This is a genomic window from Mycobacterium sp. ML4 (assembly GCF_054515735.1).
The window spans coordinates 12,843-38,621 of record NZ_JBTNSY010000001.1 but is presented as its reverse complement, the minus strand read 5'-3'; the positions used below and the strand labels follow the sequence as shown (position 1 = coordinate 38,621).

General features: G+C 66.7%; 21 protein-coding genes. 16 read left to right on the top strand and 5 right to left on the bottom strand.

The genetic code is table 11. The features are described 5' to 3' along the window. Positions 1–42 precede the first annotated feature (42 nt). A complete protein-coding gene (locus ACX9NE_RS00140; protein ID WP_459360325.1) occupies positions 43–768 on the bottom strand; it encodes a phosphotransferase in 726 nt (241 codons plus the stop codon). A 72-nt stretch (positions 769–840) separates the two neighbouring features. On the opposite strand from ACX9NE_RS00140, the gene ACX9NE_RS00135 reads away from it, so the two are divergent. The 7 genes from ACX9NE_RS00135 (at position 841) to ACX9NE_RS00105 (ending at position 6,575) form a co-directional block, all read left to right on the top strand. Beyond that, positions 841–1,617, top strand: a complete 777-nt coding sequence (locus tag ACX9NE_RS00135; protein ID WP_459360326.1) for a lysophospholipid acyltransferase family protein — start codon at positions 841–843, stop codon at positions 1,615–1,617. A gap of 3 nt (positions 1,618–1,620) precedes the next feature. Beyond that, positions 1,621–2,370, top strand: a complete 750-nt coding sequence (locus ACX9NE_RS00130; protein WP_459360327.1) for a lysophospholipid acyltransferase family protein — start codon at positions 1,621–1,623, stop codon at positions 2,368–2,370. A 26-nt stretch (positions 2,371–2,396) separates the two neighbouring features. Beyond that, positions 2,397–3,203: a lysophospholipid acyltransferase family protein gene (locus ACX9NE_RS00125; protein ID WP_459360328.1), complete on the top strand. Its 807-nt coding sequence runs from the start codon at positions 2,397–2,399 to the stop codon at positions 3,201–3,203. Between the two features lie 20 nt (positions 3,204–3,223). Continuing rightward, positions 3,224–4,072: an HAD family hydrolase gene (locus ACX9NE_RS00120; protein ID WP_459360329.1), complete on the top strand. Its 849-nt coding sequence runs from the start codon at positions 3,224–3,226 to the stop codon at positions 4,070–4,072. Positions 4,073–4,151: 79 nt separating this feature from the next. Then, positions 4,152–4,886: a hypothetical protein gene (locus tag ACX9NE_RS00115; RefSeq protein WP_459360330.1), complete on the top strand. Its 735-nt coding sequence runs from the start codon at positions 4,152–4,154 to the stop codon at positions 4,884–4,886. Beyond that, the gene (locus tag ACX9NE_RS00110; protein WP_459360331.1) at positions 4,883–6,049 is read left to right on the top strand and encodes a glutathionylspermidine synthase family protein; all 1,167 of its coding nucleotides are present in this window, start codon (positions 4,883–4,885) and stop codon (positions 6,047–6,049) included. The genes ACX9NE_RS00115 and ACX9NE_RS00110 overlap by 4 nt, the downstream gene beginning before the upstream one ends. 88 nt (positions 6,050–6,137) lie before the next feature. Next, positions 6,138–6,575: a DUF350 domain-containing protein gene (locus ACX9NE_RS00105; RefSeq protein ID WP_459360364.1), complete on the top strand. Its 438-nt coding sequence runs from the start codon at positions 6,138–6,140 to the stop codon at positions 6,573–6,575. Here the strand turns inward: ACX9NE_RS00105 and ACX9NE_RS00100 are convergent. The 4 genes from ACX9NE_RS00100 to ACX9NE_RS00085 all read right to left on the bottom strand — a co-directional run bounded on the left by ACX9NE_RS00100 (position 6,572) and on the right by ACX9NE_RS00085 (position 13,115). Continuing rightward, positions 6,572–8,053, bottom strand: coding sequence for a PE family protein (locus tag ACX9NE_RS00100; RefSeq protein WP_459360332.1), 1,482 nt, complete (start codon positions 8,051–8,053; stop codon positions 6,572–6,574). The genes ACX9NE_RS00105 and ACX9NE_RS00100 overlap by 4 nt on opposite strands. 335 nt (positions 8,054–8,388) lie before the next feature. Then, positions 8,389–10,302, bottom strand: a complete 1,914-nt coding sequence (locus ACX9NE_RS00095) for an alanine racemase (protein ID WP_459360333.1) — start codon at positions 10,300–10,302, stop codon at positions 8,389–8,391. Positions 10,303–10,311: 9 nt separating this feature from the next. Next, positions 10,312–11,928, bottom strand: coding sequence for an N-acetylmuramoyl-L-alanine amidase (locus ACX9NE_RS00090; RefSeq protein WP_459360334.1), 1,617 nt, complete (start codon positions 11,926–11,928; stop codon positions 10,312–10,314). Positions 11,929–12,152: 224 nt separating this feature from the next. Further along, entirely contained in the window at positions 12,153–13,115 is a 963-nt protein-coding gene (locus tag ACX9NE_RS00085) for a hypothetical protein (RefSeq protein WP_459360335.1), read from the bottom strand. Positions 13,116–13,331: 216 nt separating this feature from the next. Between ACX9NE_RS00085 and glf the strand changes: the two genes are divergently transcribed. The 9 genes from glf to fadD32 all read left to right on the top strand — a co-directional run bounded on the left by glf (position 13,332) and on the right by fadD32 (position 25,760). Further along, a complete protein-coding gene (gene glf / locus ACX9NE_RS00080; protein ID WP_459360336.1) occupies positions 13,332–14,531 on the top strand; it encodes a UDP-galactopyranose mutase in 1,200 nt (399 codons plus the stop codon). Beyond that, entirely contained in the window at positions 14,528–16,438 is a 1,911-nt protein-coding gene (locus ACX9NE_RS00075; protein WP_459360337.1) for a glycosyltransferase, read from the top strand. The genes glf and ACX9NE_RS00075 overlap by 4 nt, the downstream gene beginning before the upstream one ends. After that, positions 16,431–16,976 carry a phosphatase PAP2 family protein gene (locus ACX9NE_RS00070; protein WP_459360338.1) on the top strand — a complete coding sequence of 182 codons (546 nt, stop codon included), beginning with the start codon at positions 16,431–16,433 and terminating at the stop codon, positions 16,974–16,976. Before ACX9NE_RS00075 ends, ACX9NE_RS00070 begins: the two co-directional genes overlap by 8 nt. 2 nt (positions 16,977–16,978) lie before the next feature. After that, a complete protein-coding gene (locus ACX9NE_RS00065) occupies positions 16,979–17,893 on the top strand; it encodes a decaprenyl-phosphate phosphoribosyltransferase (RefSeq protein WP_459360339.1) in 915 nt (304 codons plus the stop codon). After that, positions 17,880–19,859, top strand: a complete 1,980-nt coding sequence (gene aftB, locus ACX9NE_RS00060; RefSeq protein WP_459360365.1) for a terminal beta-(1->2)-arabinofuranosyltransferase — start codon at positions 17,880–17,882, stop codon at positions 19,857–19,859. The genes ACX9NE_RS00065 and aftB overlap by 14 nt, the downstream gene beginning before the upstream one ends. A 380-nt stretch (positions 19,860–20,239) precedes the next feature. Then, complete coding sequence (gene ag85A / locus ACX9NE_RS00055; RefSeq protein ID WP_459360340.1) at positions 20,240–21,283, top strand: diacylglycerol acyltransferase/mycolyltransferase Ag85A; 1,044 nt, start codon at positions 20,240–20,242, stop codon at positions 21,281–21,283. Positions 21,284–21,437: 154 nt separating this feature from the next. Further along, positions 21,438–22,340, top strand: a complete 903-nt coding sequence (locus ACX9NE_RS00050) for an esterase family protein (RefSeq protein WP_459360341.1) — start codon at positions 21,438–21,440, stop codon at positions 22,338–22,340. A gap of 197 nt (positions 22,341–22,537) precedes the next feature. After that, complete coding sequence (culp6, locus tag ACX9NE_RS00045) at positions 22,538–23,551, top strand: carboxylesterase Culp6 (protein ID WP_459360342.1); 1,014 nt, start codon at positions 22,538–22,540, stop codon at positions 23,549–23,551. A 319-nt stretch (positions 23,552–23,870) separates the two neighbouring features. Further along, on the top strand, positions 23,871–25,760 hold the full coding sequence (gene fadD32 / locus ACX9NE_RS00040) for a long-chain-fatty-acid--AMP ligase FadD32 (RefSeq protein ID WP_459360343.1): 1,890 nt from the start codon (positions 23,871–23,873) through the stop codon (positions 25,758–25,760). Positions 25,761–25,779 lie beyond the last annotated feature (19 nt).

The following is a 25,779-nucleotide window of genomic DNA, read 5'->3' as shown; positions in this document are numbered from 1 at the left end:
CGTCTGACGTCCGCGTGAATGCAGCCCCGAGTTTAGCTTGGGTCACAGCGCAGGGTCCTGCCACAACCGCCGGTAATAGTCGATACGCAGCGGGTCGGGGTCGACGCCGTAAGCGGCGAAGAATTCCGCCTCCCAGTTGCGGCCGGGATAGTTCCAGCCCAGGGACAGCGTTGCCACCGCGAGATCGGCCCACCGGTCGGCCACGCCGAGCTCACCGAAGTCGACGTGACCGCAGTACTCACCGCGCTCGTCGATCAGCGTATTGGGAGCGCAGGCATCGCCGTGGCACACCACCAGCCGGTCGATCCCCGGCGGGTCCTCGAGCTTGGCCCGGTGCGCGGGATGCAGCACGGGCAACCGGCTGGCCACCGACCAGTCGAATGGGCACGATGCCACCGGCAGCCTGTCGTGCAGCGTGCGCAAGCCCACGGCGATCGCGCGCACCGCGATCGCCGGTACCGCCTGCCAGCGTGGGTGCACCGCGGATACCCCGGGCAGCCCGCGGGTGCGCAGCCAGGGCGTCTGCCCGTCGACCCCGAGATCGACGACGTGCGGCACCGGCAGATAGCGCTCCGCCCAGCGCAACCGTGCCGCCTCGTCGGTGAAGTCGGCCGAATGCTGCCCGCCAACCTTGATGAACTCGGCGCCGTGGTCCACCCGGAAGGTGACGTCGCCGAGCTCGTTGCGCCACACCGCGTGCACCGACCGTCCGCCGGCCAGCCGGAGCACCACGGCGGGGATCGGCGGTGGTGTTACGGGGAACGACAACGCTCACCTCTCTCACTACGCGTTTTGCCCACTTGGGGTGCCCAACAGCTCGGAGCACTAGGCTGAACTGCTGTGGAACCTGCATACGGCACCGTCATCACCCTCGCCCGAATGATCTTTCGCCTGCAGGGTCTCAAGATCACCGTGAGCGGCGTGGAGAACGTGCCGGCCACAGGTGGCGCCGTCGTTGCAATCAACCACACCGGCTATCTCGATTTCACGCTGGCGGGTTTGCCGGCGTACCGGCAGGGGCTCGGCCGCAAAGTGCGGTTCATGGCCAAGCAGGAGGTGTTCGACCACAAGGTCACCGGACCGGTCATGCGCGCTCTGCGCCATATCCCGGTCGATCGGCAAAGCGGTGCCGCGTCCTATGCGGCCGCAGTCGAACACCTCAAGGCCGGCGAGCTGGTCGGTGTCTATCCCGAGGCGACGATCAGCCGCAGCTTCGAGATCAAGGAGTTCAAGACGGGTGCCGCCCGGATGGCGATAGAGGCCGGCGTGCCGATCGTTCCGCACGTCATCTGGGGCGCGCAGCGGATCTGGACGAAGGGTCACCCCAAGAAGCTCTTCCGACCCAAGGTGCCGATTCAGGTCATCGTCGGGGAACCGATCGAACCGACCCTGTCGACCAACGAACTAACCGCCCTGCTGCATTCCCGGATGCAACATTTGCTGATCCGCGCCCAGGAACAGTACGGCCCACACCCGTCCGGCGAGTTCTGGGTGCCGCACCGTCTGGGTGGCGGTGCCCCGTCCCTGGCCGAGGCGGCCCGCATGGACGCGGAGGAGGCGGCGGTCAAGGCGGCCCGTCGTGCCGAGCGGGCGCACCCCACCGGAGCCGCGGAGTGACCGATGGCCGAACCCGTCTACCGCGCCTGCGAAATTCTGGCTCAGCTTCTCGTTCACGGCACCGGGACGCGGATCACCGTTACGTGCGAGGAGAACCTTCCGCAGCGCGGCGGCGCCGTGGTCGCCATCAACCACACCAGCTATGTCGACTGGCTACCGGTGGGACTGGCGATGCGCCGGCGACATCGGCGGCTGCGGTTCATGATCAAAGCCGAAATGCAGCGGGTCAGAATCGTCGACTTCCTGATCAAGCGAAATGGTGCGATCCCGGTGGACCGCAGCTCTGGGGCCGGTGCCTATGCCCGGGCGGTGCAGGCACTGCGGGATGGCGAGTTGGTCGCGGTCTATCCGGAGGCCACGATCAGCCGCAGCTTCGAGCTCAAAGATTTCAAGAAAGGCGCCGCCCGGATGGCCATCGAAGCCGGCGTGCCGATCGTCCCGGTGATCGTCTGGGGCGCGCATCGCATCTGGACCAAGGGCTTGCCGCGACAGCTGGGGCGCAAGAAAATACCGGTGACCGTGGCGATCGGGCCGCCGCTGCAGGCCCTGCCGGACGTGTCTCGGACCAACGAAGTGCTGCGCGAGTCGATGTCTTCGCTGTTGCTGCAGGTCCAGCAGCACTATCCTCATCCAGCCAACGCAAGTTGGGTGCCACGGCGACTTGGCGGCGGGGCTCCGAGCTTATCGGAGGCCGCGCAAATGGACGCTGAGGAGAGTGCGGCGAGGGCCGCTGGCCGGATGCCGCGACAGTAGCGGTAGGGAAAAAGGAGACGTAAGAGATGGCCGAGCCAGTCTTTCGGATGCTGGAGTATCTCGTTCCCACAGCGATGGCGCTGAACGGAAACAAGATCACCTACCACGGCTTGGAGAACATTCCGTCGCAGGGCGGCGGCATCATCGCGCTCAATCACACCAGCTATGTGGACTGGATCCCCGCGTCGCTCGCCGCGAAGGAACGCAAGCGCCGGCTGCGGTTCATGATCAAGGCCGAGATGCAGGAGGTGAAGGCGGTCAATTACGTGATCAAGCACATCCAACTGATCCCGGTGGACCGCAGCATGGGTGCCGAGGCGTACTCGGTCGCCGTACAGCGGCTGCGGGAGGGCGAGCTTATCGGGGTGCATCCAGAGGCGACAATCAGCCGGAGCTTCGAACTCAGAGAATTCAAGACCGGGGCAGCACGGATGGCAGTCGAGGCGCAGGTGCCGATCATTCCGATGATCGTCTGGGGCGCACACCGGATCTGGCCCAAAGATCATCCGAAGAAGCTTGTGCGCAGCAAGATACCCATCACAGCGGCAATCGGGCCGCCATTGTCTCCGGGAGGCGATTACGAAGCGCTCAACGCGACTTTGCGTCAGGCGATGCAGGCGATGCTCTATTGGGCGCAGGAAAATTATCCGCATCCGGAGGGTGAGCCCTGGGTGCCGCGCCGGTTGGGCGGCAGTGCGCCGACCCCGGACGAGTCCAAAGAATTCCGTATCGCCGAACTGGCCGAACGAGCCCGCAAGCGCGAGCTGTACAACGAGGCAGCGAAGAAACGACAGAAGGCAGGTCCCTCTGACAAACCCGGCCGCCTGCGATAACGCCCCGGCTCTGGGATCCGATGCCTGAGCCGGCCGCTGAGCGAGATTTGCCGTCGAAAAGACCCGCGCTCATCGGGTGCGACGTCGACGGCACCCTGTTCAACGACGACGAGACCCTTAGTCCCCGCACACGCGCCGCGGTGCGTGCCGCAGTCGCCGGGGGTGCGCACTTCGTGTTGGCGACCGGGCGTCCCCCGCGCTGGATCAGGCCGGTCGTCGAGGCCCTCGGATTTGCCCCGATGGCGGTCTGCGCCAACGGTGCGGTCATCTACGACCCCGAACACGACCGGGTCTTGTCGGTTCAGACCCTGTCCGTCGACACGCTGGCCTCATTGGCCGACATCGCGCTGCGGGTGCTACCCGGAGCCGGGCTCGCGGTGGAAAGGATCGGCGAGCGAGCCCATGACACCGCGACCCCGCAGTTCATCAGCTCTCCGGGCTATGAACACGCGTGGCTCAACCCCGACAACACCGAAGTGTCGGTCGACGACCTGCTGAGTGCGCCGGCGATCAAGCTGCTGATTCGCAAAGCGGGCGTTCCCAGCGCGGAGATGGCCGCCGCGATGGCCGGTCATCTCGGTGAAGAGGGCGACCTGACGTATTCCACCAACAACGGCCTGCTGGAGATCCTGCCGCGCGGGATCAGCAAGGCCAGCGGCCTGCGCGAGATCGCCGAACCGCTGGGCATCGCCGAGTCGGAGGTGGTCGCCTTCGGTGACATGCCCAACGACGTGCCGATGTTGCTGCAGGCCGGCCTCGGAGTGGCGATGGGCAATGCGCACCCCGACGCGAAGGCCGCTGCTGACGAGGTGACGGCGCCCAACACCGAGGACGGCGTGGCACGCGTACTGGAGCGCTGGTGGTCTTAGCCACGGCGGGCGCGATGTGGGACACTGCCCGCGTGTTCACGAATGCGCGCGGCGGCAGGAGGGGACCGGAGGGCAGCTAGTGGGTGCAGAATCAGACCCGCCGGATGGTGGGGGGACCGACGAGGCCGGGTCCGGGCCGAGCGAGCCGACGGCGGGTGGCATCGAGCCGGGCGAACAGCGCGGCCCCCGCCGGAGTTCGTTCGGTGCGCACCGGCCGGCCAAAGATGCCCCGGAGACACTGCCGGACGGCCTGATACCGCCGATCGGCGAACCTGAGCCGGATGCGCCGCCAAAGCCCAAACCGCTGGGCAGCATCCAGTTCCAGGACGCCGAAACGACCAAGCCGCGACCGCCGACACCGGCTGAGTTGCGCGCCCGCAAGAAGCACGAGGACAAGCAACGCGAGATCGAAGAGGCACGGCTGGCCGCCGAAGCCAAGCGGCGGAAGCAGAAGCGCATCTTGATGGGCTCTGCGGCCGCCGTCGGAGTGGTGGGCCTGGTGGCGGGCGTCGGGTACTGGCTGTTGTCGCCGGAACACGTCACCGCCCAATGCGTCCAGGACGATCCGAACGGCCAGCCGGTGATCGTCCCGGACAGCTACTGCACCGGTCACACCCCGGGAATGAACGGCTTCTTCTTCTGGGGTGGGCATTCGTACCGCTACTACTACGGCAGCTCCGGTTCGGTCGGGCAACGGCCGACCGGCGGCACCACAAGCATCCCCAAGGGGGCCACCGTCACCACGAAGTCGGGCACCACGATCCAGCGCGGCGGCATCGGCGGCAGCGGCGGCAAAGGGAGTGGCGGCTCGTGAAACGCGGCAGGTCGCAGCCGCGTGCCAATTGGCAGTCGATCGTCGAGTCGCAAGGGCTCGTCTACGGGACACCGGCCCGAGACGCGCGCGGCGCCGACCGGCCCTACTGGGACGAATCGGTGTACTACGAGTTCGAGATGGACGAGGTTCTGGCGCTGGAAGCCGACGTCGAACTGCTGCATTCGATGTGCCTGAACGCCGTCGAGCAAGTGGTCCTGATGGAGCGCTACGCGGATTTCGGCCTGCCGGAATGGAGTTGGCCGCACATCGCCGAATCATGGCGCCGCTCGGACCCACATGTGTACGGCCGCTTCGACTTACGGTACGACGGACGCCGACCCGCGGTGCTGCTGGAATACAACGCCGACACCCCCACGACGCTGCTGGAAGCGGCGATCGTGCAGTGGTACTGGCTCAAAGACAAATTTCCCGACGACGACCAGTGGAACTCGCTGCATGAGCAACTGGTCGACCGCTGGAAAGTGGTGCGTGATCTGTTGCCCAGCAATGAATTACACTTCGCCTGGTCCGGCGTGGAGGCCACCGGTGAGGATCAGATCACCACCACCTACCTGCAGGAGACCGCGGCGGAAGCGGGTTTTCAGACCGTCGGGTTGCTAATCGAGGATGTCGGCTGGGACTCCGCGCTGGAGCGTTTCGTCGACCTCGAGGAAGACGCGATCCACGCGATCTTCAAACTGCATCCCTGGGAGTGGGTACTCGACGATCAGTTCGGCAAGTACGTGGTGTCGACGCTGCCGCAGACCATGTGGATCGAGCCGTTGTGGAAGACGTTGCTGTCCAATAAGGCGATCCTGGCTGTGTTGTGGGAGATGTACCCAGGCCACCCGAACCTGTTGCCCGCCTACCTCGACGACCCGCACGAACTCACCGAATACGTGCGCAAGCCCAAGCTGGGACGGGAAGGCGCGAACATCAGCGTCGTCGGCGCCGGTATGGAGACCGCCACGGGCGGGTTCTACGGCGACGAGGGCTTCGTCTACCAGCTGCTGGACCCGTTGCCCGAATTCGACGACATGCGGCCGGCTTTGGGGGCCTGGGTGGTCGGCGACACTGCGGCGGGTCTGGGCATCCGCGAGACTGCCGGACTCATCACCGATGATGGCGCGGCGTTCGTTCCACACCGAATCCCTTTGAGATGAACGATTCCTTTGAGATGAACGATTCCTTTGAGATGAACGATTCCTTTGAGATGAACGGAGTTGATCTTCGATGACGACGACTGTCGCGCTGCATTCGGGTGACTACTGGAGTCGACTCGGTAGCGGCGCCGCCGCGATCATCCTGTACTCGATCGTCGGGCTGATACTGATGATCGTCGGGTTCTACGCCATCGATCTGACGACACCCGGTCCGCTGCGCAAGATGGTGAACGCCGGCAAGCCGAACGCCATCATCGTCGCTGCCGCTGGGATGGTCAGCATGGCCTTCATCGTGGTCATCGCCATCTACTCGTCGTCGGGGAACCTGCGCGAGGGCCTGCTGGCGTCGGCCGTTTTCGGGTTGGTCGGCATCGCCGCGCAGGTGGTGATGATGCGGATTGCGACGGTGGTGATCGGCATCGACATGGACGGGTTGTTCCAAGCCGACGAATACGCTTTCGAGGCGCTGATGGTGGCCGCGGCGCAGTTCGCGCTCGGCATCGTGGTGTCGGTCGCGATCCTCTAGGCGGGCGCGATTGCCGCGGCGAGCTGCTGCGGCGCGTAGTTCACCAGCAACGGGACCAATCCCGAGAACGGCGTGCCCAAGATGGTCACATCGATCGGATTGATCGTTGGAATATCGATCGTCGCGGTTGCTGGATGGGGAGGAACCAATAGCCCGTCCGAAGGCAAGTGCAGGACAATCGCGATGTTGTTGTAGGGCGCCGGCAGCCCCGTGGGGATGTTGATCGTCGTATCGAGAGGGACGTTGCCGTTGAGCAAGCCGTTCAAAGCCACCGCCGGCGCATCGAACAGCGTTCCGGCCGCCCCGACATAGTTGCCGGTCGACACCTCTTGCGCGAAAGCCTCTGCGCTGGTTGCCATTGCGTTCAGGGTCGCCAGCGGAGCGCCCGCCGCTGCATACGTAGCCACGAGGGGTAGCCCGAAGAAGGCTTTGACATCCGCAGTCCCCGTGGCGATAGTCAGGTCCGCTTGCGCTTCGATGCTGGGGATGGTGAGTGTATCCAGCACGTTGGTGAAGTTCTGCGCGATCTGGCGGGGGATCGACGGTGGTATCAGATTGGTCAAGTACTGCGCCTCTTGGCCGGGGATGTTCATGATGGTGAAGAAATCTCCCAGCGGGCCGAGCAGCGTTGGATTTACGGTGGCGGTGAGCGTACTGAAAATGCTGCCGGTGAACACGACCGGTCCGGTGTCGACTCCGGTAACCAGCAGGCCCAACGTGGCCGTGCCGAAATCCGAGACCGCACCGGTGTAATTGCCTGCCAGGAGTTGCTGGAACGCCAACTGAAGGCCCGACGCGTATTGGGGCAGCCCGGCCACCAGGCCGCTGATCCCGTTGGTAGCCGCGGTGGCGAATGTCTGGGCGAAGCCGATCTGGGTGCTGATGAACTGTTGAACGAAAGCCGCGGCGTTGAACGACAAGATCTGCCTGATGGCCGCCTGGATGGCCGCCGGCAGATTTGGCAGGTTCGCGGGGATGTTCGCGATAGCAGTCGCGATCTGCTGTGCGTACCCCTGTTGGTTGGCCAGGAACTGGCGCAGGAATGGGAACGGGTCGGCGGCCCAGTCGCTGCCGAGGGCTTGCAGATTGGCGAGCGTGTTGGTGACGAGTTGCCCGTAGGCGCCGCCGGGAGCGGCGGCCGCGGCGTTGGGTGTCCAGCTGGCGGAGCCGACGGCGGACTCGAAAACCCGTTCAGCATTGGCGATTTCAGCGCTGGTGTACGCCGCCGCGCCACCGTCGAGCAAACGCACGAACTCGGCGTGGTAGGAAGACGCCTGAGAGCTGAGGGCCTGGAACTCCCGGCCGAAATTGGTGAAGAGCTCCGAAACGGCCGTCGATACCTCGTCGGCCGCGGCAGCCGCGATCCCGGTCGTGGGCGCTGAGGCCGCGGCGGTCGCCTCCTGCAGCGTCGAGCCGATACTGTCCAGGTTCCCGGCCGCAGCTGTGATCTGCGCTGGCGTGGAGACCAAGTAGGACATCGTCCAACCCTCCTAGAATGGGATTCGGTAGCGTGCCTTCAACCGAGGCAACTGAAGCGTAGTGGCTATGCACCGAAATGCGGAGCTGAATAACGTTTTCCGATCGGCATCGACTCCACCTGAGTCACACCGGCACCGGTAGCGGCCCACGCACTGCGGGTGTGAGTTCAATACCTACGACCTCAACGCCGAGACAGTCGATCGCCGTCTCGACCCGGGCCAGGTGCGCGCCCAGCCAGTGGGCGGAGCTGGTAGCCGAAAGCCAGATGTCCGGCCGCATTTACCCGCGCGCACGTCCGCTGGCGCGGCCACCGGCCGGCCCGCATCGGCCAACGCTAGTCGCGCAACGTCTTCGGCGGGATGGTGGCCGACACCAGCGAGGCGGCGTCAATGGTGCGCGGTTGGTACGCGAGGGTGGGCAGCCGCTCGGACATCAGTGCCACCGGATCGGCGACGGGGTACGAGAGGCCGGACAGGAACGCCCACTCGTGCTCATCGCTGCCGAAATAGACGACGGTGCCGAACGTTTCGCGGAAACGTTGCCACGACCAGCGAAGCGTGTCGTTGCGCCAGAGTGTCGGACAGCCTGCCTGGTCCACGACCACCTGGCCGATCCCGCGGCACTTCGCCAGGAAGGCGGCGTCGTAGAGGCGATTGTGTTGAGCGTGCGCCGAGCGCTCGTCGGGAAGGTCGATCACCACGATGTCATACGGCGCGCTGCATTGCTCCACGAACTCCCAGCCGTCCCGGTAGTACATGGTGATGGGGCCCAATCCCCTTTCCGCCCTGCGTAATTCGTCCATCGAGTATCCGTAGGGCAGGTGTTCTGCGCACAACCGCACCGCTTCGCGGTCGATGTCGACATGGTCGACGTGCACTGCTCCGGCGGCGACCGCAAGCTGACTGGCCACTCCCTCCCCGGAGCCAATGATCAACACGCGGCCGACCTGCTCGGCCAGCAACAGTGCGGGCACCAGCAGCGCCTCGTGGTAGACCAGCTGGCTGAATTCGGTGCTCTGCCGTTCGTCGTCGCTGAACAGCGACACACCTTGCTCGGTGCGGCCGATCACCAGCCGCTGGTGGTCGGTCCGCACATCGCAGATCACCTCTGACAGGGTCCAGTTTCGGGTCAGGCCCGGCGCCAGGGGCTCGACGATCGTCCGTCCCGCACCGCCTTCCGGCACGAAAAATGTTGGTAAAGGCGGCAATCCGTTGAAGCCGACGGAGGCGTAACTGGCGGTGTACGCGCCCGCATCGCGGATCTCCACCTCATCACCGGGGCGCAGCGTGACCGGCAACGGGTAGTTCCGGTACAACACGTCGTCGCCGTCGCACGTCGGCCCCGCCAGCACGGCATCGCCGGACGGATCACCGTCGCGCCGGGTGCGCAGCCGATAGCGGATGTACTCGTTCTCGGTTTCCGCCAGCCCGCTGTAGCGCCCGGCGTCCAGGTAGACCCAGCGCCGTCCGTCAGTGCCGGTGCGTACCGCCACCACCTCACAGCTGATGGCACCGGCCGAACCGACTATCACCCGGCCGGGCTCCAGTGCCAGTCGTGGTGTCTGCGAGCCGAAATGCCGGCTCAGTGCCTCGCGGATGGTCCCGGCGATCTCCTCGAAATCCGGAGCCTCGAGTGCATACGGCAGCGGGAACCCGCCACCGGCGTTGATCGTCCCGAGATCACCGAACTCGTCGAAAATCGCTGCTGCACAGCCGATGCCGAGATTCCAGGCGGAGACCTCGAGTTGCTGGGAACCGACGTGGAAACTCACGCCCGCCGGTGCCAGCCCGAGCGAACGGGCACGGTTCAGCAGTTCTGCCGCGTGCCCCGGTGCACAGCCGAACTTGTGACCGAACGGTGTCACCGACGACGGAAAAGCCGGAGCGATGCGGCATTCCACCTGTGTCCCGGGCGCATGTTCAGCCAGCACGCTCAAGTCATGTGCGGTGTCGAATGTGAATACACGTATGCCGCGGGCATATGCCGCCGACACCGCCGCCGGCTTCTTGACGGTGTTCCCGAATGCCAAGCGTTCACCGCCGACACCCGCGGCGATGCAGGCATCGGCCTCGCCCACCGAGGCGACGTCGAATGCGGAACCCTCAGCCGCGAGCACGCGCAGGATTGGTGCAGCCGGATTCGCTTTGACCGCGTAGCGGATCTGCGCATCGGGCAGTGCGGACCGCAACACCCGGAAGTTCTCGCGCACCCGATCGAGATCGATCGTCAGGTAGGGCGTTTCGGGCACCCCAGCAGACTAGTTGGGCGGGTGTGCCGGCAACGAGAAGTGTTCGGGCGGCACGTTCGGGCCGCTCGGGGGTTGGGTCGACAGAGGGGTGGCGATGCCGTCGCGGACCTCGGTCATGTTGCCGGTCAACCGCTCGAAGTTCAGCGTCCCGTGCACGAAGTTCTGCGTGATCCGCAGCGGCTCCTGGATCTCCGCGCTGGTCGGCAACCCGAGTGGTCCGCGCTCATAGCTCTGCGCCGCCCAGGCGTCGTAGATGGCGCCGGTGATCGGTTGCACGCCGGTGGCCGGCGACCAGTACATGGCGCCCTTGGCGAAGGTGACGAACCGCGATCCGTCCGCGCCGTCGGCCTCCGGCGACGTGGGAGCGCCCAGCGGGCTGGTCATGCCTCCCATCGCCTGCCAGTGCTCGTAGATCGCGCCGCCCTCCAGCGCCTTGATCAATTCCTCCGGCGGATCGTTGAAATGCGCGGCGATGTCCCGGATCTCGTCCATCAGCGCATAGGCGGCGTTGCCGGGGCAGTCGGTGTTGCCGACGTCGCGGTGGGTGAAGATGGCCGGCAGCTTGGCTATCGCGCCGGCCGGATATGTGGTGTAGGAGCTACCGGCGGACTGAAGTTCCACGGTGGCCTTCGGGTCGACTTCGGCCAACCCCAGCCGCCAGCCGAGCAGCCGTCCGACCGTGCGGATCTGCATGGGAGTGGGAGCGACGTCGTCGAAGTTGCCGATCATCGCCACGCCCCAGGTCTCCCGGTTGAACCCACCTGTGTGGAACGCCTCGACCGGCTTGGTGAGGCCGCCGGCGCTGCCTTCGAACACCTGGCCGTACTTGTCGACCAGCGCGTTGTACGCGATGTCGCACCAGCCCAGGGTTTTGCTGTGGTAGGTGTAGATCGCCTTGACGATGCCGGCCGACTCCAGCGGTGAGTAGTCGTTGCTGCCCGCGGTGTGATGGATCACCGCGGCGCGCACACCGCGGTCGTATTCCGGGCTGCCGCAGCGCAGCGACTCATCGGCCCCCCACTCGGCGCGGCTGATGATCTGCGGCGCCTGGCCCGGCATGGTGACGCCGGTCGGCGGAGTCCAGTGCGTCTCGGCGGGCGCCTGCGGCGGCGTGATGAGGATCGCGTTGATGTTCTGCCCGAACGGCTGCTCTTTGGTGGCCGGCCGATAGCCCAGATCACCGGAGTACGACGGCGCGGGCGGGGGTTGGGTCACCGGAGCGTCCATCGGCCGGGTGACGGCGATCTGCACGCTGGTCGTCGTGCCGACGAACACCGGGTCGGTGCTGCGCGGGTCCGCCGTCGAGCCGTCGGGTGCCGAGGTCTGGTACTCGGTCTGGTACCAGGGGCCCCACGACCCGTCGGCCCGCTTGGCGCGCACCCGGGCCGAGGTGCCGGTCAGGTCGCCGGTCAGCGCTACCAGGGAGAACGGCGTGGCCTGCGTCAGTTCGCGGACGGTCACCCCGCCGCCGAGGCCCACCAGAGGCTGCTCGGCGAGCTGGGTGTCGCGCGCCCTCGCGGGCGACGGGGTGCTGCCTGCGGAAGGGCGGATCAGTACCCACGACACGATGACCACCGTTGCCAAGGCGGCGGTGAGCAGCATCGTGGGTGCGCGGCTGCGGGACATCAGGCTGATGTTACGTGTGTGTCTAATGTTCCTTATGAGGCGACACGGCTTTTGGCGCGGGCAGACACAAAATCGCGTTGGAGCTGGCGCTCCACGGCGATTTTGTGTCTGCTCACGGGGAAGGGGGGAGGCTGTCGACGACACCGCAGAGTATTAGTGGCTGGGCGGGTTGCCGGGACCCGGTCCAGCGCCGACTCTGCGGTGCCGTCACGTGACAGGCTTCGTTACACCGGTGGCGCGGCCACCGCCGGCACCGCCGGCGCAGCGGCTGCGGGCACCCCCGCCGCCGCGGGTATGGCGGGCACGCCGGGCGCACCCGCGGTGGGCAGAACCGGTGTCAGACCGGCCGCACCGGGAACGCCGGGCAGGGCGGGTGCAGCACCCGCCGCCGCCGGAGCTCCGGCGGCGCCGCCCTGAACGCCTTGCATGATCGCCGGCATGATCAGGCCCTTGAGCAGGTCGATGGCCTGGCTGGCGCCCAGCTGGTTGGCCGCCTGCATCAGGTCGCTGACCAGACCGCCGCCGCCGCCGCTTCCGGTGCCCGCCGGGGTGACCGGCGACAGTCCGGTGCCGGCGCCGCCTCCGAGGCCGGAGGTGTCACCAAGAATCGGATAGGTCCCGTCGGCGCCGGCATCCAATCCGGCCGGTGCGGTGATCGGGACCTCGCCGGTGCCGGTGGCCGGGCTCAGGGCCGACGGGCTCGTCAGGCCGGGGGCCACCCCGGTGGGGCTGGTGAGTGCCGGGTTGACGCCGGTCCCCGTGGCAGCCGTCGGCGGCGTCAGCGTGCTACCCGGCAGCGGGAGTGCGCCGGGCGTCGTCGGAGTCAGGCCGGGGCTGGCGAGGCCGGGCGTGGTCCCCAGCCCGGTGGTGCCCAGGCCCGGACTGGCCAGTCCGGGCGTGGTCCCCAGCCCGGTGGTGCCCAGGCCCGTGCTGGCGGCGCTGCTCCCTCCGAGTGCCGGAACCGGCGGCAGGTTGACCCCGAACTGGGACAGTCCCTGGGATAGCGCGGAGATGAGCTCGCCCGGCAGGTCGGCGACGTTGGCGGCCCGCTTGAACTCGTGGTGTTCCACCGGCTTGGCGTCGGCGGTCGATTCATAGACAAGGAAATAGGCACACGGACTTGCGACTGCCAGGGCGGCGACCGCGCTCATGGCTGTCGAGAGCTTGCGTCGGCGTCGGTTCGGCACGGAAGTCTCCTCAATTTGGACTATTCGTTTTGTGGGTCCGGCCTGCACGACATGTAACCCACACGACCGATGGTACGAGTGAGATTGATGTGACTAGAGTGACGATATCGAATCGTAAGGGGAGCGGTTCACAGGTGTGACGTTCGACCGACGGCACGCATTTGGGCCACCCGCGAAACGGGTTTTGGCGGCAAGGTCGGATACCCTAGGCAACCGATGACCGCACGTTTTGACCTATTCATCGTCGGCTCCGGATTTTTCGGCCTGACGATTGCCGAGCGCGTGGCCACCCAACTCGACAAGCGGGTCCTCGTTGTCGAGCGGCGCCCGCACATCGGCGGTAACGCCTATTCCGAGCCGGAGCCGCAGACCGGGATCGAAGTCCACAAGTACGGGGCGCACCTGTTTCACACCTCCAATAAGAAGGTGTGGGACTACGTGCGGCAGTTCACCGAGTTCACCGGCTACCAGCACCGGGTGTTCGCCATGCACAACGGGCAGGCCTACCAGTTCCCGATGGGGCTGGGCCTGGTGTCGCAGTTCTTCGGCCGGTACTTCACCCCGGAGGAAGCCCGCAAACTCATCGCCGAGCAGGCTTCGGAGATCGACACCGCTGATGCGCAGAACCTGGAAGAAAAAGCCATTTCGCTGATCGGCCGGCCGCTGTACGAGGCGTTCGTCAAGGGCTACACCGCCAAGCAGTGGCAGACCGATCCCAAGGAGTTGCCGGCGGCCAATATCACCCGGCTGCCGGTGCGCTACACCTTCGACAACCGCTACTTCAGCGACACCTACGAAGGCCTGCCGGTCGACGGGTACACCGCCTGGCTGCAGAACATGGCCGCCGACGACCGGATCGAGGTCCGGCTGGACACCGACTGGTTCGACGTGCGCGACGGACTGCGCGCGGCCAGCCCGGACGCTCCAGTCGTGTACACCGGGCCGCTGGACCGCTACTTCGACTACGCGGACGGGCGGCTGGGCTGGCGCACGCTGGACTTCGAGCTCGAAGTGCTGCCGATCGGCGATTTTCAAGGCACCCCGGTGATGAACTACAACGATCCAGATGTCCCGCACACGCGTATTCATGAGTTCCGGCATTTCCATCCCGAGCGTGACTACCCGACCGACAAGACGGTGATCATGCGCGAGTACTCCCGGTTCGCCGAAGACGACGACGAGCCCTACTATCCGATCAACACCGAGGCCGACCGCGCCCTGTTGGCCGCCTACCGGGCCAGGGCGAAGTCCGAGACCGCGGCCGCCAAGGTGCTGTTCGGCGGTCGCTTGGGCACCTACCAGTATCTGGATATGCATATGGCCATTGCCAGCGCTTTGAGCATGTACGACAACACCCTCGCGCCACACCTGCGCGACGGCGCCCCACTGACGACCGAGGGGGCGACACCCAAATGACCGCCGTCAGCCTGCTGTCGCGCATCATCCTGCCGCGTCCCGGCGAACCCCTCGACGTACGCAAGCTGTACCTGGAGGAATCGACCACCAACGCCCGCCGGGCGCACGCGACCAGCCGCACCTCCCTGCAGATCGGCGGCGAATCCGAGGTGTCGTTCGCGACCTACTTCAACGCGTTCCCGGCCAGCTACTGGCGACGCTGGTCCATCTGCAAATCAGTGGTGTTGCGTGTCGAACTCACCGGAACCGGTCGCGTCGACCTGTACCGGACCAAGGCCACCGGGGCCCGGATCTTCATCGAGGGACGCGGATTCAGCGGCACCGACGAAACCCCTGCGGTGCTGGAGATCGAGGTCAGTCTGCAGCCGTTCGAGGACGGCGGCTGGATCTGGTTCGACATCACCACCGACACCAAGGTAACCCTGTTCAACGGCGGCTGGTACGCGCCGATCCCGGCCCCCGGGACGGCCAACATCGCCGTCGGCATCCCGACCTTCAACCGGCCCGCGGACTGCGTCAACGCGCTGCGCGAACTGACCGCCGACCCGCTGGTGGACGAGGTGATCGGCGCGGTGATCGTGCCCGACCAGGGCGCCCGCAAGGTGCGCGACCACCCGGACTTCCCGGCGGCCGCCGAGAGATTGGCCGCCCGGCTCGCCATTCACGACCAGCCCAACCTGGGCGGGTCCGGCGGTTACAGCCGGGTGATGTACGAGGCGCTGAAAAACACCGACTGTCAGCAGATCCTGTTCATGGACGACGACATCCGCATCGAGCCGGACTCGATACTGCGGGTCCTGGCGATGAGCCGGTTCGCGAGATCCCCGATGCTGGTCGGCGGCCAGATGCTCAACCTGCAGGAGCCCTCGCACCTGCACATCATGGGCGAGGTGGTGGATCGGTCGAACTTCATGTGGACCGCCGCGCCGCACGCCGAGTACGACCACGACTTCGCCGAGTACCCGCTCAACGACAAAGAGGACAAGAGCAAGCTGCTGCACCGGCGCATCGACGTCGACTACAACGGCTGGTGGACGTGCATGATCCCGCGCCAGGTCGCCGAGGAGTTGGGTCAGCCGCTGCCGCTGTTCATCAAGTGGGACGACGCCGACTACGGCCTGCGGGCCGCTGAGCACGGCTATCCGACCGTCACGCTGCCCGGCGCCGCGATCTGGCACATGGCCTGGAGCGACAAGGACGACGCCATCGACTGGCAGGCCTACTTCCATCTGCGCAACCGGTTGGTGGTCGCCGCGATGCACTGGGACGGCGACATCTCCGGTCTGGTCCGCAGCCACCTCAAGGCGACGCTGAAACACCTTGCCTGCCTTGAATATTCGACGGTGAAGATTCAGAACCGGGCCATCGACGACTTCCTCGCCGGCCCCGAGCACATCTTCTCCATCCTGGAATCGGCGCTGCCGGAGGTACGCCGCATGCGCGAGGCCTACCCGGACGCGGTGGTGCTGCCTGCCGCCAGCGAGTTGCCGGCGCCGCTGCACAAGAAGAAGGTGATGAAGCCGCCGGTGAACCCGGTGGTCATCGGCTACCGACTGGCACGCGGGATCCTGCACAACCTCAAGGCCGCCGACCCCGCTCACCACCAGCGACCGGAGTTCAACGTCCCCACCCAGGACGCGCGCTGGTTCCGGCTGTGCACGGTCGACGGCGTCACCGTCACCACCGCCGACGGCTGCGGGGTCGTCTACCGGCAGCGGGACCGCGCCAAGATGTTCTCGCTGCTGTTGGCGTCGTTGCGCCGGCAGCGCCAGCTGGCGCGCCGCTTCGACGAGATGCGCCGGGTGTATCGGGAAGCGTTGCCCGTGCTGTCCAGCAAGCAGAAGTGGGAGATGGTGCTACCCGTGTATGGCTCGGCCGACGCTGCCGGTGCGGCCAGCCATGGTTGAACCGGCCGAGCCGCCGCACGGTGAAGTCGCAGCAATGGTGGCCGTCCAGTCGGCGCTGACGCAGCGCCCGGGGGTGCTGCCGGTGACGCGCGCGATGTCACACTTCGGCGAACACAGCATCGGCTGGCTGGCGGTGGCACTGCTGGGGGCTGTGCTGGATCCGCGCCGGCGCCGGGACTGGCTGGTGGCCGGTATCGGAACCTTCGCCGCCCACGCCGCGGCCGTCATGGTGAAGCGGGTGGTGCGGCGCGAACGGCCGCATCATCCGGCCGTAACGGTCAACGTCGGCACGCCCAGCCGGCTCAGCTTCCCGTCCGCGCATGCCACTTCGACGACGGCGGCGGCGATTTTGCTGGGCAGGGCTATGGGGCTACCTGGAGGCGTGCCGCTGCCGATGGTCCTGGTACCCCCCATGGCGTTGTCGCGAATCCTGCTGGGAGTGCACTACCCCAGCGACGTTGCCGCCGGCGTGGCCCTCGGTGCCGGGGTTGCCGCGGCAGCCGTCCGGGTGGACCGCGCGGCCCGACAAAGGTGGTGAGTATGAGTGACGATCTCGCGGAAGTGACCGGGCCGCCGCAGAACCTGGTAGCCGCGGTGTTCAAGGCGATCCGCCCGCGGCAGTGGGTGAAGAACGTGCTGGTGCTGGCCGCGCCGCTGGCAGCGGCCGGGCGCGGGGTCCGGTACGACTGGGGCGACGTGGCCACCAAAGTCGGGGTGGCCTTCGTTGTATTCAGCCTGGCGGCCTCGGCTATCTACCTGATCAACGATGTACGCGACGTCGAGGCGGACCGTGAGCACCCCACCAAGCGGTTCCGGCCGATCGCCGCCGGCGTGGTCCCGGAGTGGCTGGCGTACTCGCTGGCCGTGGTGCTGGCCGCGATATCGCTGGGCCTGTCCTGGTGGCTGACACCCAACCTGGCCGTGGTCATGGTCGTCTACCTGGTCATGCAGCTGGGGTACTGCTTCGGTCTCAAGCACCAGGCCGTGATCGACATCTGCATCGTGTCGTCGGCGTATCTGATCCGCGCCATCGCCGGCGGTGCGGCCACCGATATCCCCCTGTCACAATGGTTCCTGCTGAGCGCGGCTTTCGGGTCGTTGTTCATGGTGGCCGGCAAGCGCTACGCCGAACTGCAGCTGGCCGAACGCACCGGCGCGCAGATCCGCAAGTCGCTGGAGAGCTACACCAGTACCTACCTGCGGTTCGTGTGGACGTTGTCGGCCGCCGCCGTCGTGTTGTCCTACGGGCTCTGGGCGTTCGAGCGCGACCGCTATTCGGGTTCGTGGTTCGCGGTGTCGATGATTCCGTTCACCATCGCGATCCTCCGCTACGCGGTGGACGTCGACGGCGGGCTGGCCGGGGAACCCGAGGACATCGCGTTGCGCGACCGCGTGCTGCAGCTGCTCGCTCTGGCCTGGATCGCAACAGTTGGTGCTGCTGTTGCTTTCGGCTAGCCAGAGATTCAGGGCGCTGCAGGCCGCGGCACTGGCACGGCGTCCGTCGGTTCGGCGGGTCAAGTGGCCGGTGTTCCCCTACACCGCCACGGTGCGGGTCAGCTTGTGGACCAGTGTGGCGGTGGTCGCCGTGCTGTTCGGCTGGGGTGCCTGGCAACGCCGGTGGATCGCCGACGACGGCCTGATCGTCCTACGCACGGTGCGCAACCTGTTGGCCGGCAACGGGCCGGTGTTCAACGCGGGTGAGCGCGTGGAGGCCAACACCTCCACGGTATGGACGTATCTGCTGTACGTGTGCAGCTGGGTGGGTGGCCCGCTGCGGCTCGAGTATGTGGCACTGGCGGCGGCGTTGACGCTGTCGGTGCTCGGCGTGGTGCTGTTGATGCTGGGGACGGGCCGGTTGTACGCGCCCAGTCTGCGTGGCCGCCGCGCGATCATGCTGCCGGCCGGCGCGCTCGCCTACATCGCGGTGCCACCTGCGCGCGACTTTGCCACATCCGGCCTGGAGAGCGGGCTGGTGATGGCCTACCTCGGCCTGCTGTGGTGGATGATGATTTGCTGGGCGCAGCCGCTGCGGGTCCGCCCGCAAAGTCGGTGGTTCATCGGTGCGCTCGCCTTCGTCGCGGGTTGCAGCGTGCTGGTGCGGCCCGAGTTGGCGCTGATCGGCGGCGCGGCGCTGGTCATGATGATGATCGCGGCTCGCACCTGGCGACGCCGCGGGCTGATCGTGCTGGCCGGCGGGCTGCTGCCGGTCGCCTACCAGATCTTCCGGATGGGGTACTACGGGCTGCTGGTCCCGGGCACCGCCCTGGCCAAGGATGCCGCCGGAGACAAGTGGTCGCAAGGCATGATCTACCTGGCGAACTTCAACGCGCCCTACTCCCTGTGGGTGCCGGTGGTGCTGCTGGTGCCGCTGGGGATCGTGCTGCTGGTGGCACGGCGGCGGCCCTCGTTTATGCGACCCACGTTGGCGCCGGGCTATGGCCGGCTGGCGCGCGCCCTGCAGAGTCCTGCGGCGGTCGTGACCTGGATGCTCGTCAGCGGTCTGCTGCAGGCCCTGTACTGGATCCGTCAAGGTGGCGACTTCATGCACGGCCGGGTGTTGCTGACGCCGCTGTTCTGTTTGCTGGCGCCGGTCGCCGTTATCCCGGTGGTGATACCTGACGGCAAGGACTATTCGAAGGAGACCGGCTACTGGCTGGCCGGCGGCGTGAGCGCGCTCTGGCTGGCGGTGGCCGGCTGGTCGCTGTGGGCGGCCAATTCGCCCGGGATGGGCGACGACGCCACGCACGTCAGCTACTCCGGGATCGTTGACGAACGCCGCTTCTATGCGCAGGCCACCGGCCGCGCGCACCCGCTGACCGCCGCCGACTACCTCGACTACCCCCGCATGGCGGCGGTGCTGGTCGCACTCGACAACACCCCCGGGGGTGCGCTGCTACTGCCGTCGGGCAACTACACGCAGTGGGACCTGGTGCCGATGATCCCGCCCGGCAGCGCCCCGGGCATCCCCGTCGACCAGAAACCGCAGCACACGGTGTTTTTCACCAACCTGGGCATGCTGGGCATGAACGTCGGGCTCGACGTCCGGGTGATCGACCAGATCGGGCTGGCCAACCCGCTGGCTGCGCACACCGAGCGCCTCAAGCACGGCCGCATCGGGCACGACAAGAACCTGTTCCCGGACTGGGTGGTCGCCGACGGGCCCTGGGTGAAGTGGCCGCCGGGCATTCCGGGCTACCTGGATCAGCAGTGGGTGGCCGAAGCCGAAGCCGCGCTGAAGTGCCCCGCGACCCAGGCCGTGCTGAATTCGGTACGTGCCCCGATGACGCTGCGCCGATTCGTGTCGAACGTGCTGCACGCCTACGAGTTCACCCAGTACCGCATCGACCGGGTGCCGCTGTACGAGTTGGTGAAGTGTGGCCTGGAGGTGCCCAGGGTGCCGCCGTCCCCGCCGCGCGAATGAACTCCGCTCCCGAACCGAAATCGGCGTCCGCCCGGCCCCGCGGCTCAGAATTTTTTTAAGAATCACCCGACACGGTCCACCTGGCGCCGTCGGGAAACTTTCAGCAACATCACATGTGAGCCGTCACCAGCAAGCACGCGGCGGGGGGCACATGCGGAAACGGGGTTTCCGGACGCCGCGCGGAGCGCCGAAACAGCGCCGAAACGCGGTCGGATGCCGCCGTCGAGGCCATCCCGAAGGAGAGCCGGGGCCTCAAGGTGTGGTTGACTACCTGTGCACTGCAGCGCCGCGTGCGTGCAGTCTGACCCAATTCGGGACGCGCCCCCAAGCACATTGGTGCGTAAGGGTGTGCCCATGAGGATGAGGATGAGGAAGCAAGGATGAAGCTTGTTGACAGGTTTCGTGGCGCCGTGACAGGTATGCCGCGCCGCCTGATGGTGGGAGCCGTTGGTGCGGCCCTGCTCTCGGGTCTGGTCGGCTTCGTCGGTGGCTCCGCGACCGCGAGTGCGTTCTCGCGTCCGGGGCTGCCGGTGGAATACCTGCAGGTGCCCTCGGCGGCGATGGGCCGCAACATCAAGATCCAGTTCCAGAGTGGTGGAGCCAACTCGCCGGCGCTGTACCTGCTCGACGGCATGCGTGCTCAGGACGACTACAACGGTTGGGACATCAACACCCCGGCGTTCGAGTGGTACAACCAGTCCGGCATCTCCGTGGTCATGCCGGTCGGTGGCCAGTCCAGCTTCTACAGCGACTGGTACAACCCGGCCTGCGGCAAGGCGGGTTGCACCACCTACAAGTGGGAGACCTTCCTGACCAGCGAGCTGCCCGCGTACCTGGCCAGCAACAAGCAGGTCAAGCCGACCGGTAGCGCCGCGGTTGGTCTGTCGATGGCCGGCTCGTCGGCCCTGATTTTGGCTGCCTACCACCCCGAGCAGTTCATCTACGCCGGTTCGTTGTCGGCGCTGCTGGACCCGTCGCAGGCGATGGGCCCGTCGCTGATCGGCCTGGCCATGGGTGACGCCGGCGGTTACAAGGCATCGGACATGTGGGGTCCGAAGGATGACCCGGCGTGGCAGCGCAACGACCCGTCGCTGCAGGTCGGCAAACTGGTCGCCAACAACACCCGGCTCTGGGTCTACTGCGGCGACGGTAAGCCGTCGGACCTCGGCGGTAACAACCTGCCCGCCAAGTTCCTGGAGGGCTTCGTGCGGACCAGCAACCTGAAGTTCCAGGACGCCTACAACGCGGCCGGTGGCCACAACGCGGTGTTCAACTTCGACGCCAACGGCACGCACGACTGGCCGTACTGGGGCGCGCAGCTCAACGCGATGAAGGGTGACCTGCAGAGCACGCTGGGTGCGACCCCCGGCGCCGGTCCCGCCACCGCGGCTGCGGTAGGCGTGAACCAGGGCACCGGCACCTAAATCGCCGGCGCGAGGAACAACCGTCTGACGGCGGCGACCCATTCGGGTCGCCGCCGTCAGCGTCAGCTCCCCTTTATCCCGCCGCGCCGGGTGTGGTTAGCTACCTTCGGGCTAGGGTTCTGTCGTGCACAGCGTCACACCATGGAGGGTGGACATGAGGGGTCTGTCGGTAGTGCTACGGCTGTTGTGCGTTGCCGTGCTTTCGGTCGCGGTGGCGGGTGTGACGGCCTCCCTGGGCTCGGGCACAGCTAAGGCGGCTCCGTACGAAACTCTGATGGTGCCGTCGGGTGCCATGGGCCGTGACATTCCCGTCGCTTTCCTGGCGGGCGGGCCGCACGCGGTGTATCTGCTGGACGCGGCCGACGCCAACCCGGACGTCAGCAACTGGGTCACCGCGGGCAATGCAATGAACACGCTTGCCGGCAAGGGGATTTCGGTGGTCGCACCGGCAGGTGGCGCCTACAGCATGTACACCAACTGGGAGCAGGACGGCAGCAAGCAGTGGGACACCTTCCTGTCCAGCGAGCTGCCCGACTGGCTGGCCGCCAACAAGGGCCTGGCTCCGGGCGGTCACGGCGTCGTCGGCGCCTCACAGGGCGGCTACGGCGCGATGGCGCTCGCCACATTCCACCCCGACCGCTTCGGCTTCGCCGGTTCGCTGTCCGGTTTCCTGTACCCGTCGAACACCTTCACCAACGGCGCGATCCTGGCCGGTCTGCAGCAGTTCGGCGGGGTGGACGGCAACGGTATGTGGGGAGCTCCGCAGCTGGGTCGCTGGAAGTGGCACGACCCGTGGGTGCATGAGGCGTTGCTGGCCCAGAACAACACCCGGGTGTGGGTGTGGAGTCCGACCACCGGCGCGGCCAGCAATCCCGCGGCCATGCTCGGCGCCGGGGATGCCGCGATGGGTGACAGCAGGAATTTCTACCAGCACTACCGCGACGTCGGCGGCCACAACGGTCACTTCGACTTTCCGGGCGGCGGAGACAACGGCTGGGGCTCCTGGGCCGGCCAGCTGAGCGCCATGTCGGGTGACATAGTCGGCGCCATTCGCTAGCCACTCGGCGCATTCACCGCGCCGAAACCGTTTCACGGACCGGTACCGTGTAGGGAGTGCAGCAGAGCGCGGTATGTCCGCATCACCACGCTGCGCGGGTGAGAAGGGCGCGAAGGTGCGTTACCTGGTAAGGCACTTGCCCAACCATTCGCCTGGGACCCGCCGAGGGTCCTACCGGACTCTGTGAGCGGGAGAAGATGGCCAAGAACAGCACGCGGCGCAAACGCCACCGGCGGCTTGCCTGGTTGGCAGCCGGCTCGATGGCTCTGGTGGTGGCCCTTGTCATCATCGCCGGGGTGATGCTGTTACGTCAGCACGAGGTCCCGCCGAGCGCGGTACCACCGGGGGTGTTGCCGCCCGGGCCGACGACCTCGCACCCGAAGAAGCCGCGGCCGGCTTCCCAGGATGCCTCCTGCCCCGATGTGCAGCTGATCTCGGTTCCGGGGACCTGGGAGTCATGGCCAACGGACGACCCGCTCAACCCGATCCAGTTTCCGAAGGCATTGCTGCTCAACGTGACCGGGCCGATCCACCAGCAATTCGCCGCGGGCCGCGTGCAGACGTACACCGTCCCCTACACGGCGCAGTTCCGAAATCCGTTGAGCGCCGACGGTCAGATGACCTATAACGAGAGCCGCGCCGAGGGCACCCGGGCGACGGTCAAGGCGATGACCGATATGAACAACCGGTGCCCGCTGACCAGTTACGTGATGGTCGGGTTCTCCCAGGGCGCGGTGATCGCCGGCGACGTCGCCAGCGATATCGGGGCCGGCCTCGGTCCCGTCGATGAGGACCTCGTCCTGGGTGTGACGTTGATCGCTGACGGCCGCCGGCAAGAGGGCGTGGGTAACAACATTCCGCCCACCCCGCCCGGCGTAGGCGCTGAGATCACGCTGCACGAAGTGCCGGTGCTGTCCGGCCTCGGTCTGACCATGACCGGCGCGCGCCCGGGCGGCTTCGGCGACCTCAACAGCCGCACCAACGAGATCTGCGCCGAGGGCGATTTGATCTGCGCGGCCCCCAAGGAGGCGTTCAGTCCCGCCAACCTGCCGACCACGCTGAATACGCTGGCCGGCGGGGCCGGGCAGCCCATCCACGCGTTGTATGCCACCACGGATTTCTGGAGTTCCGACGGCATGTCTGCCACGCAGTGGACGCTGAATTGGGCACAGGGCGTGCTCGACAAGGCGCCTCACCCCAAGCACAGCTGATCCTTCGATACCAATTCGATAGCTGAGCTATCCAGACACAGCCCGCAGTGCGACGTTGGCGGCCACGATCAGGCGTACCTTGTGATTTGGTCTGCCGCCCCCGGCCCCTTAACATTAAGAGAAAATTAAGAGCATGTGGTTGACCCGGGTGGGTCGAAACCGGTTACGACAGGCGCCTACGCATGCAGGCGATCGTCGTAGCCGGGCTACGCGCAGAGCTTTTCAGTCGGCCAAACCGACCGTCGGCGTACGCCGGCAGCTAGAGAAGTACCCGTCGGTGTAGCCGACTAACAGTGAGTTTGTGACAGGAGAAGGCGTCATGGCGTACCACAACCCGTTCATCGTGAACGGCAAGATCCGGTTCCCGTCGAACACCAACCTGGTTCGTCACGTCGAAAAGTGGGCGAAGGTGCGCGGCGACAAGCTGGCATACCGGTTCCTGGACTACTCCACCGAGCGCGACGGTATCGAACGCGACATCCTGTGGTCGGAGTTCAGCGCCCGCAACCGGGCCGTCGGCGCCCGGCTGCAGCAGGTCACCCAGCCGGGTGACCGCATCGCCATCCTCTGCCCGCAGAACCTGGACTACATGGTGTCCTTCTTCGGCGCACTGTATTCCGGCCGCATCGCGGTCCCGCTGTTCGATCCGTCCGAGCCCGGCCACGTCGGCCGGTTGCACGCGGTGCTCGACGACTGCACGCCGTCGACGATTCTGACCACCACGGAGTCGGCCGAGGGTGTCCGCAAGTTCATCCGGGCCCGCTCGTCGAAGGAGCGCCCGCGGGTCATCGCCGTCGACGCCGTGCCCACCGAGGTCGCCTCCACCTGGCAAGAGCCCGACGCCGACGAGACCACCACCGCCTACCTGCAGTACACCTCCGGCTCCACCCGCACCCCCACCGGCGTGCAGATCACCCACCTGAACCTGCCCACCAACGTGGTCCAGGTGCTCAACGCACTGGAAGGCCAGGAAGGCGACCGCGGGGTCAGCTGGCTGCCGTTCTTCCACGACATGGGACTGATCACGGTGCTGCTGACGTCAGTGCTCGGCCAGAGCTTCACCTTCATGACACCGGCCGCATTCGTGCGCCGCCCCGGCCGCTGGATCCGCGAACTGGCCCGCAAACCCGGCGAAACCGGCGGAACGTTCTCCGCCGCGCCGAACTTCGCCTTCGAGCACGCCGCGGTGCGCGGCCTGCCCCGCGACGACGAACCGCCCCTGGACCTCAGCAACGTCAAGGGCATCCTCAACGGCAGCGAGCCGGTGTCGCCGGCCTCGCTGCGCAAGTTCTTCAAGGCCTTCGAGCCTTACGGCCTCAAGCCCACCGCGGTCAAGCCGTCCTACGGTCTTGCGGAAGCCACGCTGTTCGTCTCGACCACTCCGATGGACGAGCCGCCCACCGTCATCCACGTCGACCGCGACGAACTGAACAAGCAGCACTTCGTCGAGGTCGCCGCCGACTCGCCGAAAGCGGTTGCGCAGGTATCCGCGGGCAAGGTCGGCGTCGACGAGTGGGCGGTCATCGTGGACGCCGAGTCGGCCAGCGAGTTGCCCGACGGGCAGGTCGGTGAGATCTGGCTGCACGGCAACAACCTTGGCGTCGGCTACTGGGGCAAGGAGGAAGAGACCGCCAACGTCTTCAAGAACATCTTGAAGTCGCGGGTCAGCGAGTCCCACGCCGAGGGCGCCCCGGACGACGCGCTGTGGGTGCGCACCGGTGACTACGGCACCTACCACAACGGTCACCTCTATATCGCGGGCCGAATCAAAGACCTCGTGATCATCGACGGGCGTAACCACTATCCGCAGGACCTCGAGTACACGGCGCAGGAATCCACCAAGGCGTTGCGCGTGGGCTACGTCGCCGCGTTCTCGGTGCCGGCCAACGAGCTGCCGCAGAAAGTGTTCGACGACCCACACGCCGGCCTGAAGTTCGACGCCGAAGACACCTCCGAGCAGCTGGTGATCGTCGGCGAGCGTGCCGCCGGGACCCACAAGCTCGAGTACCAGCCGATCGCCGACGACATCCGGGCGGCGATCGCCGTCGGGCACGGGGTGACCGTGCGCGACGTGCTGCTGGTCCAGGCCGGCTCGATCCCGCGAACCTCCAGTGGCAAGATCGGCCGCCGCGCCTGCCGCACGGCCTACCTCGACGGCAGCTTGCGCAGCGGCGTCAACTCCGCGACGACCTTCGCCACTTCTGACTGACGACTGAACAAGGTAACTG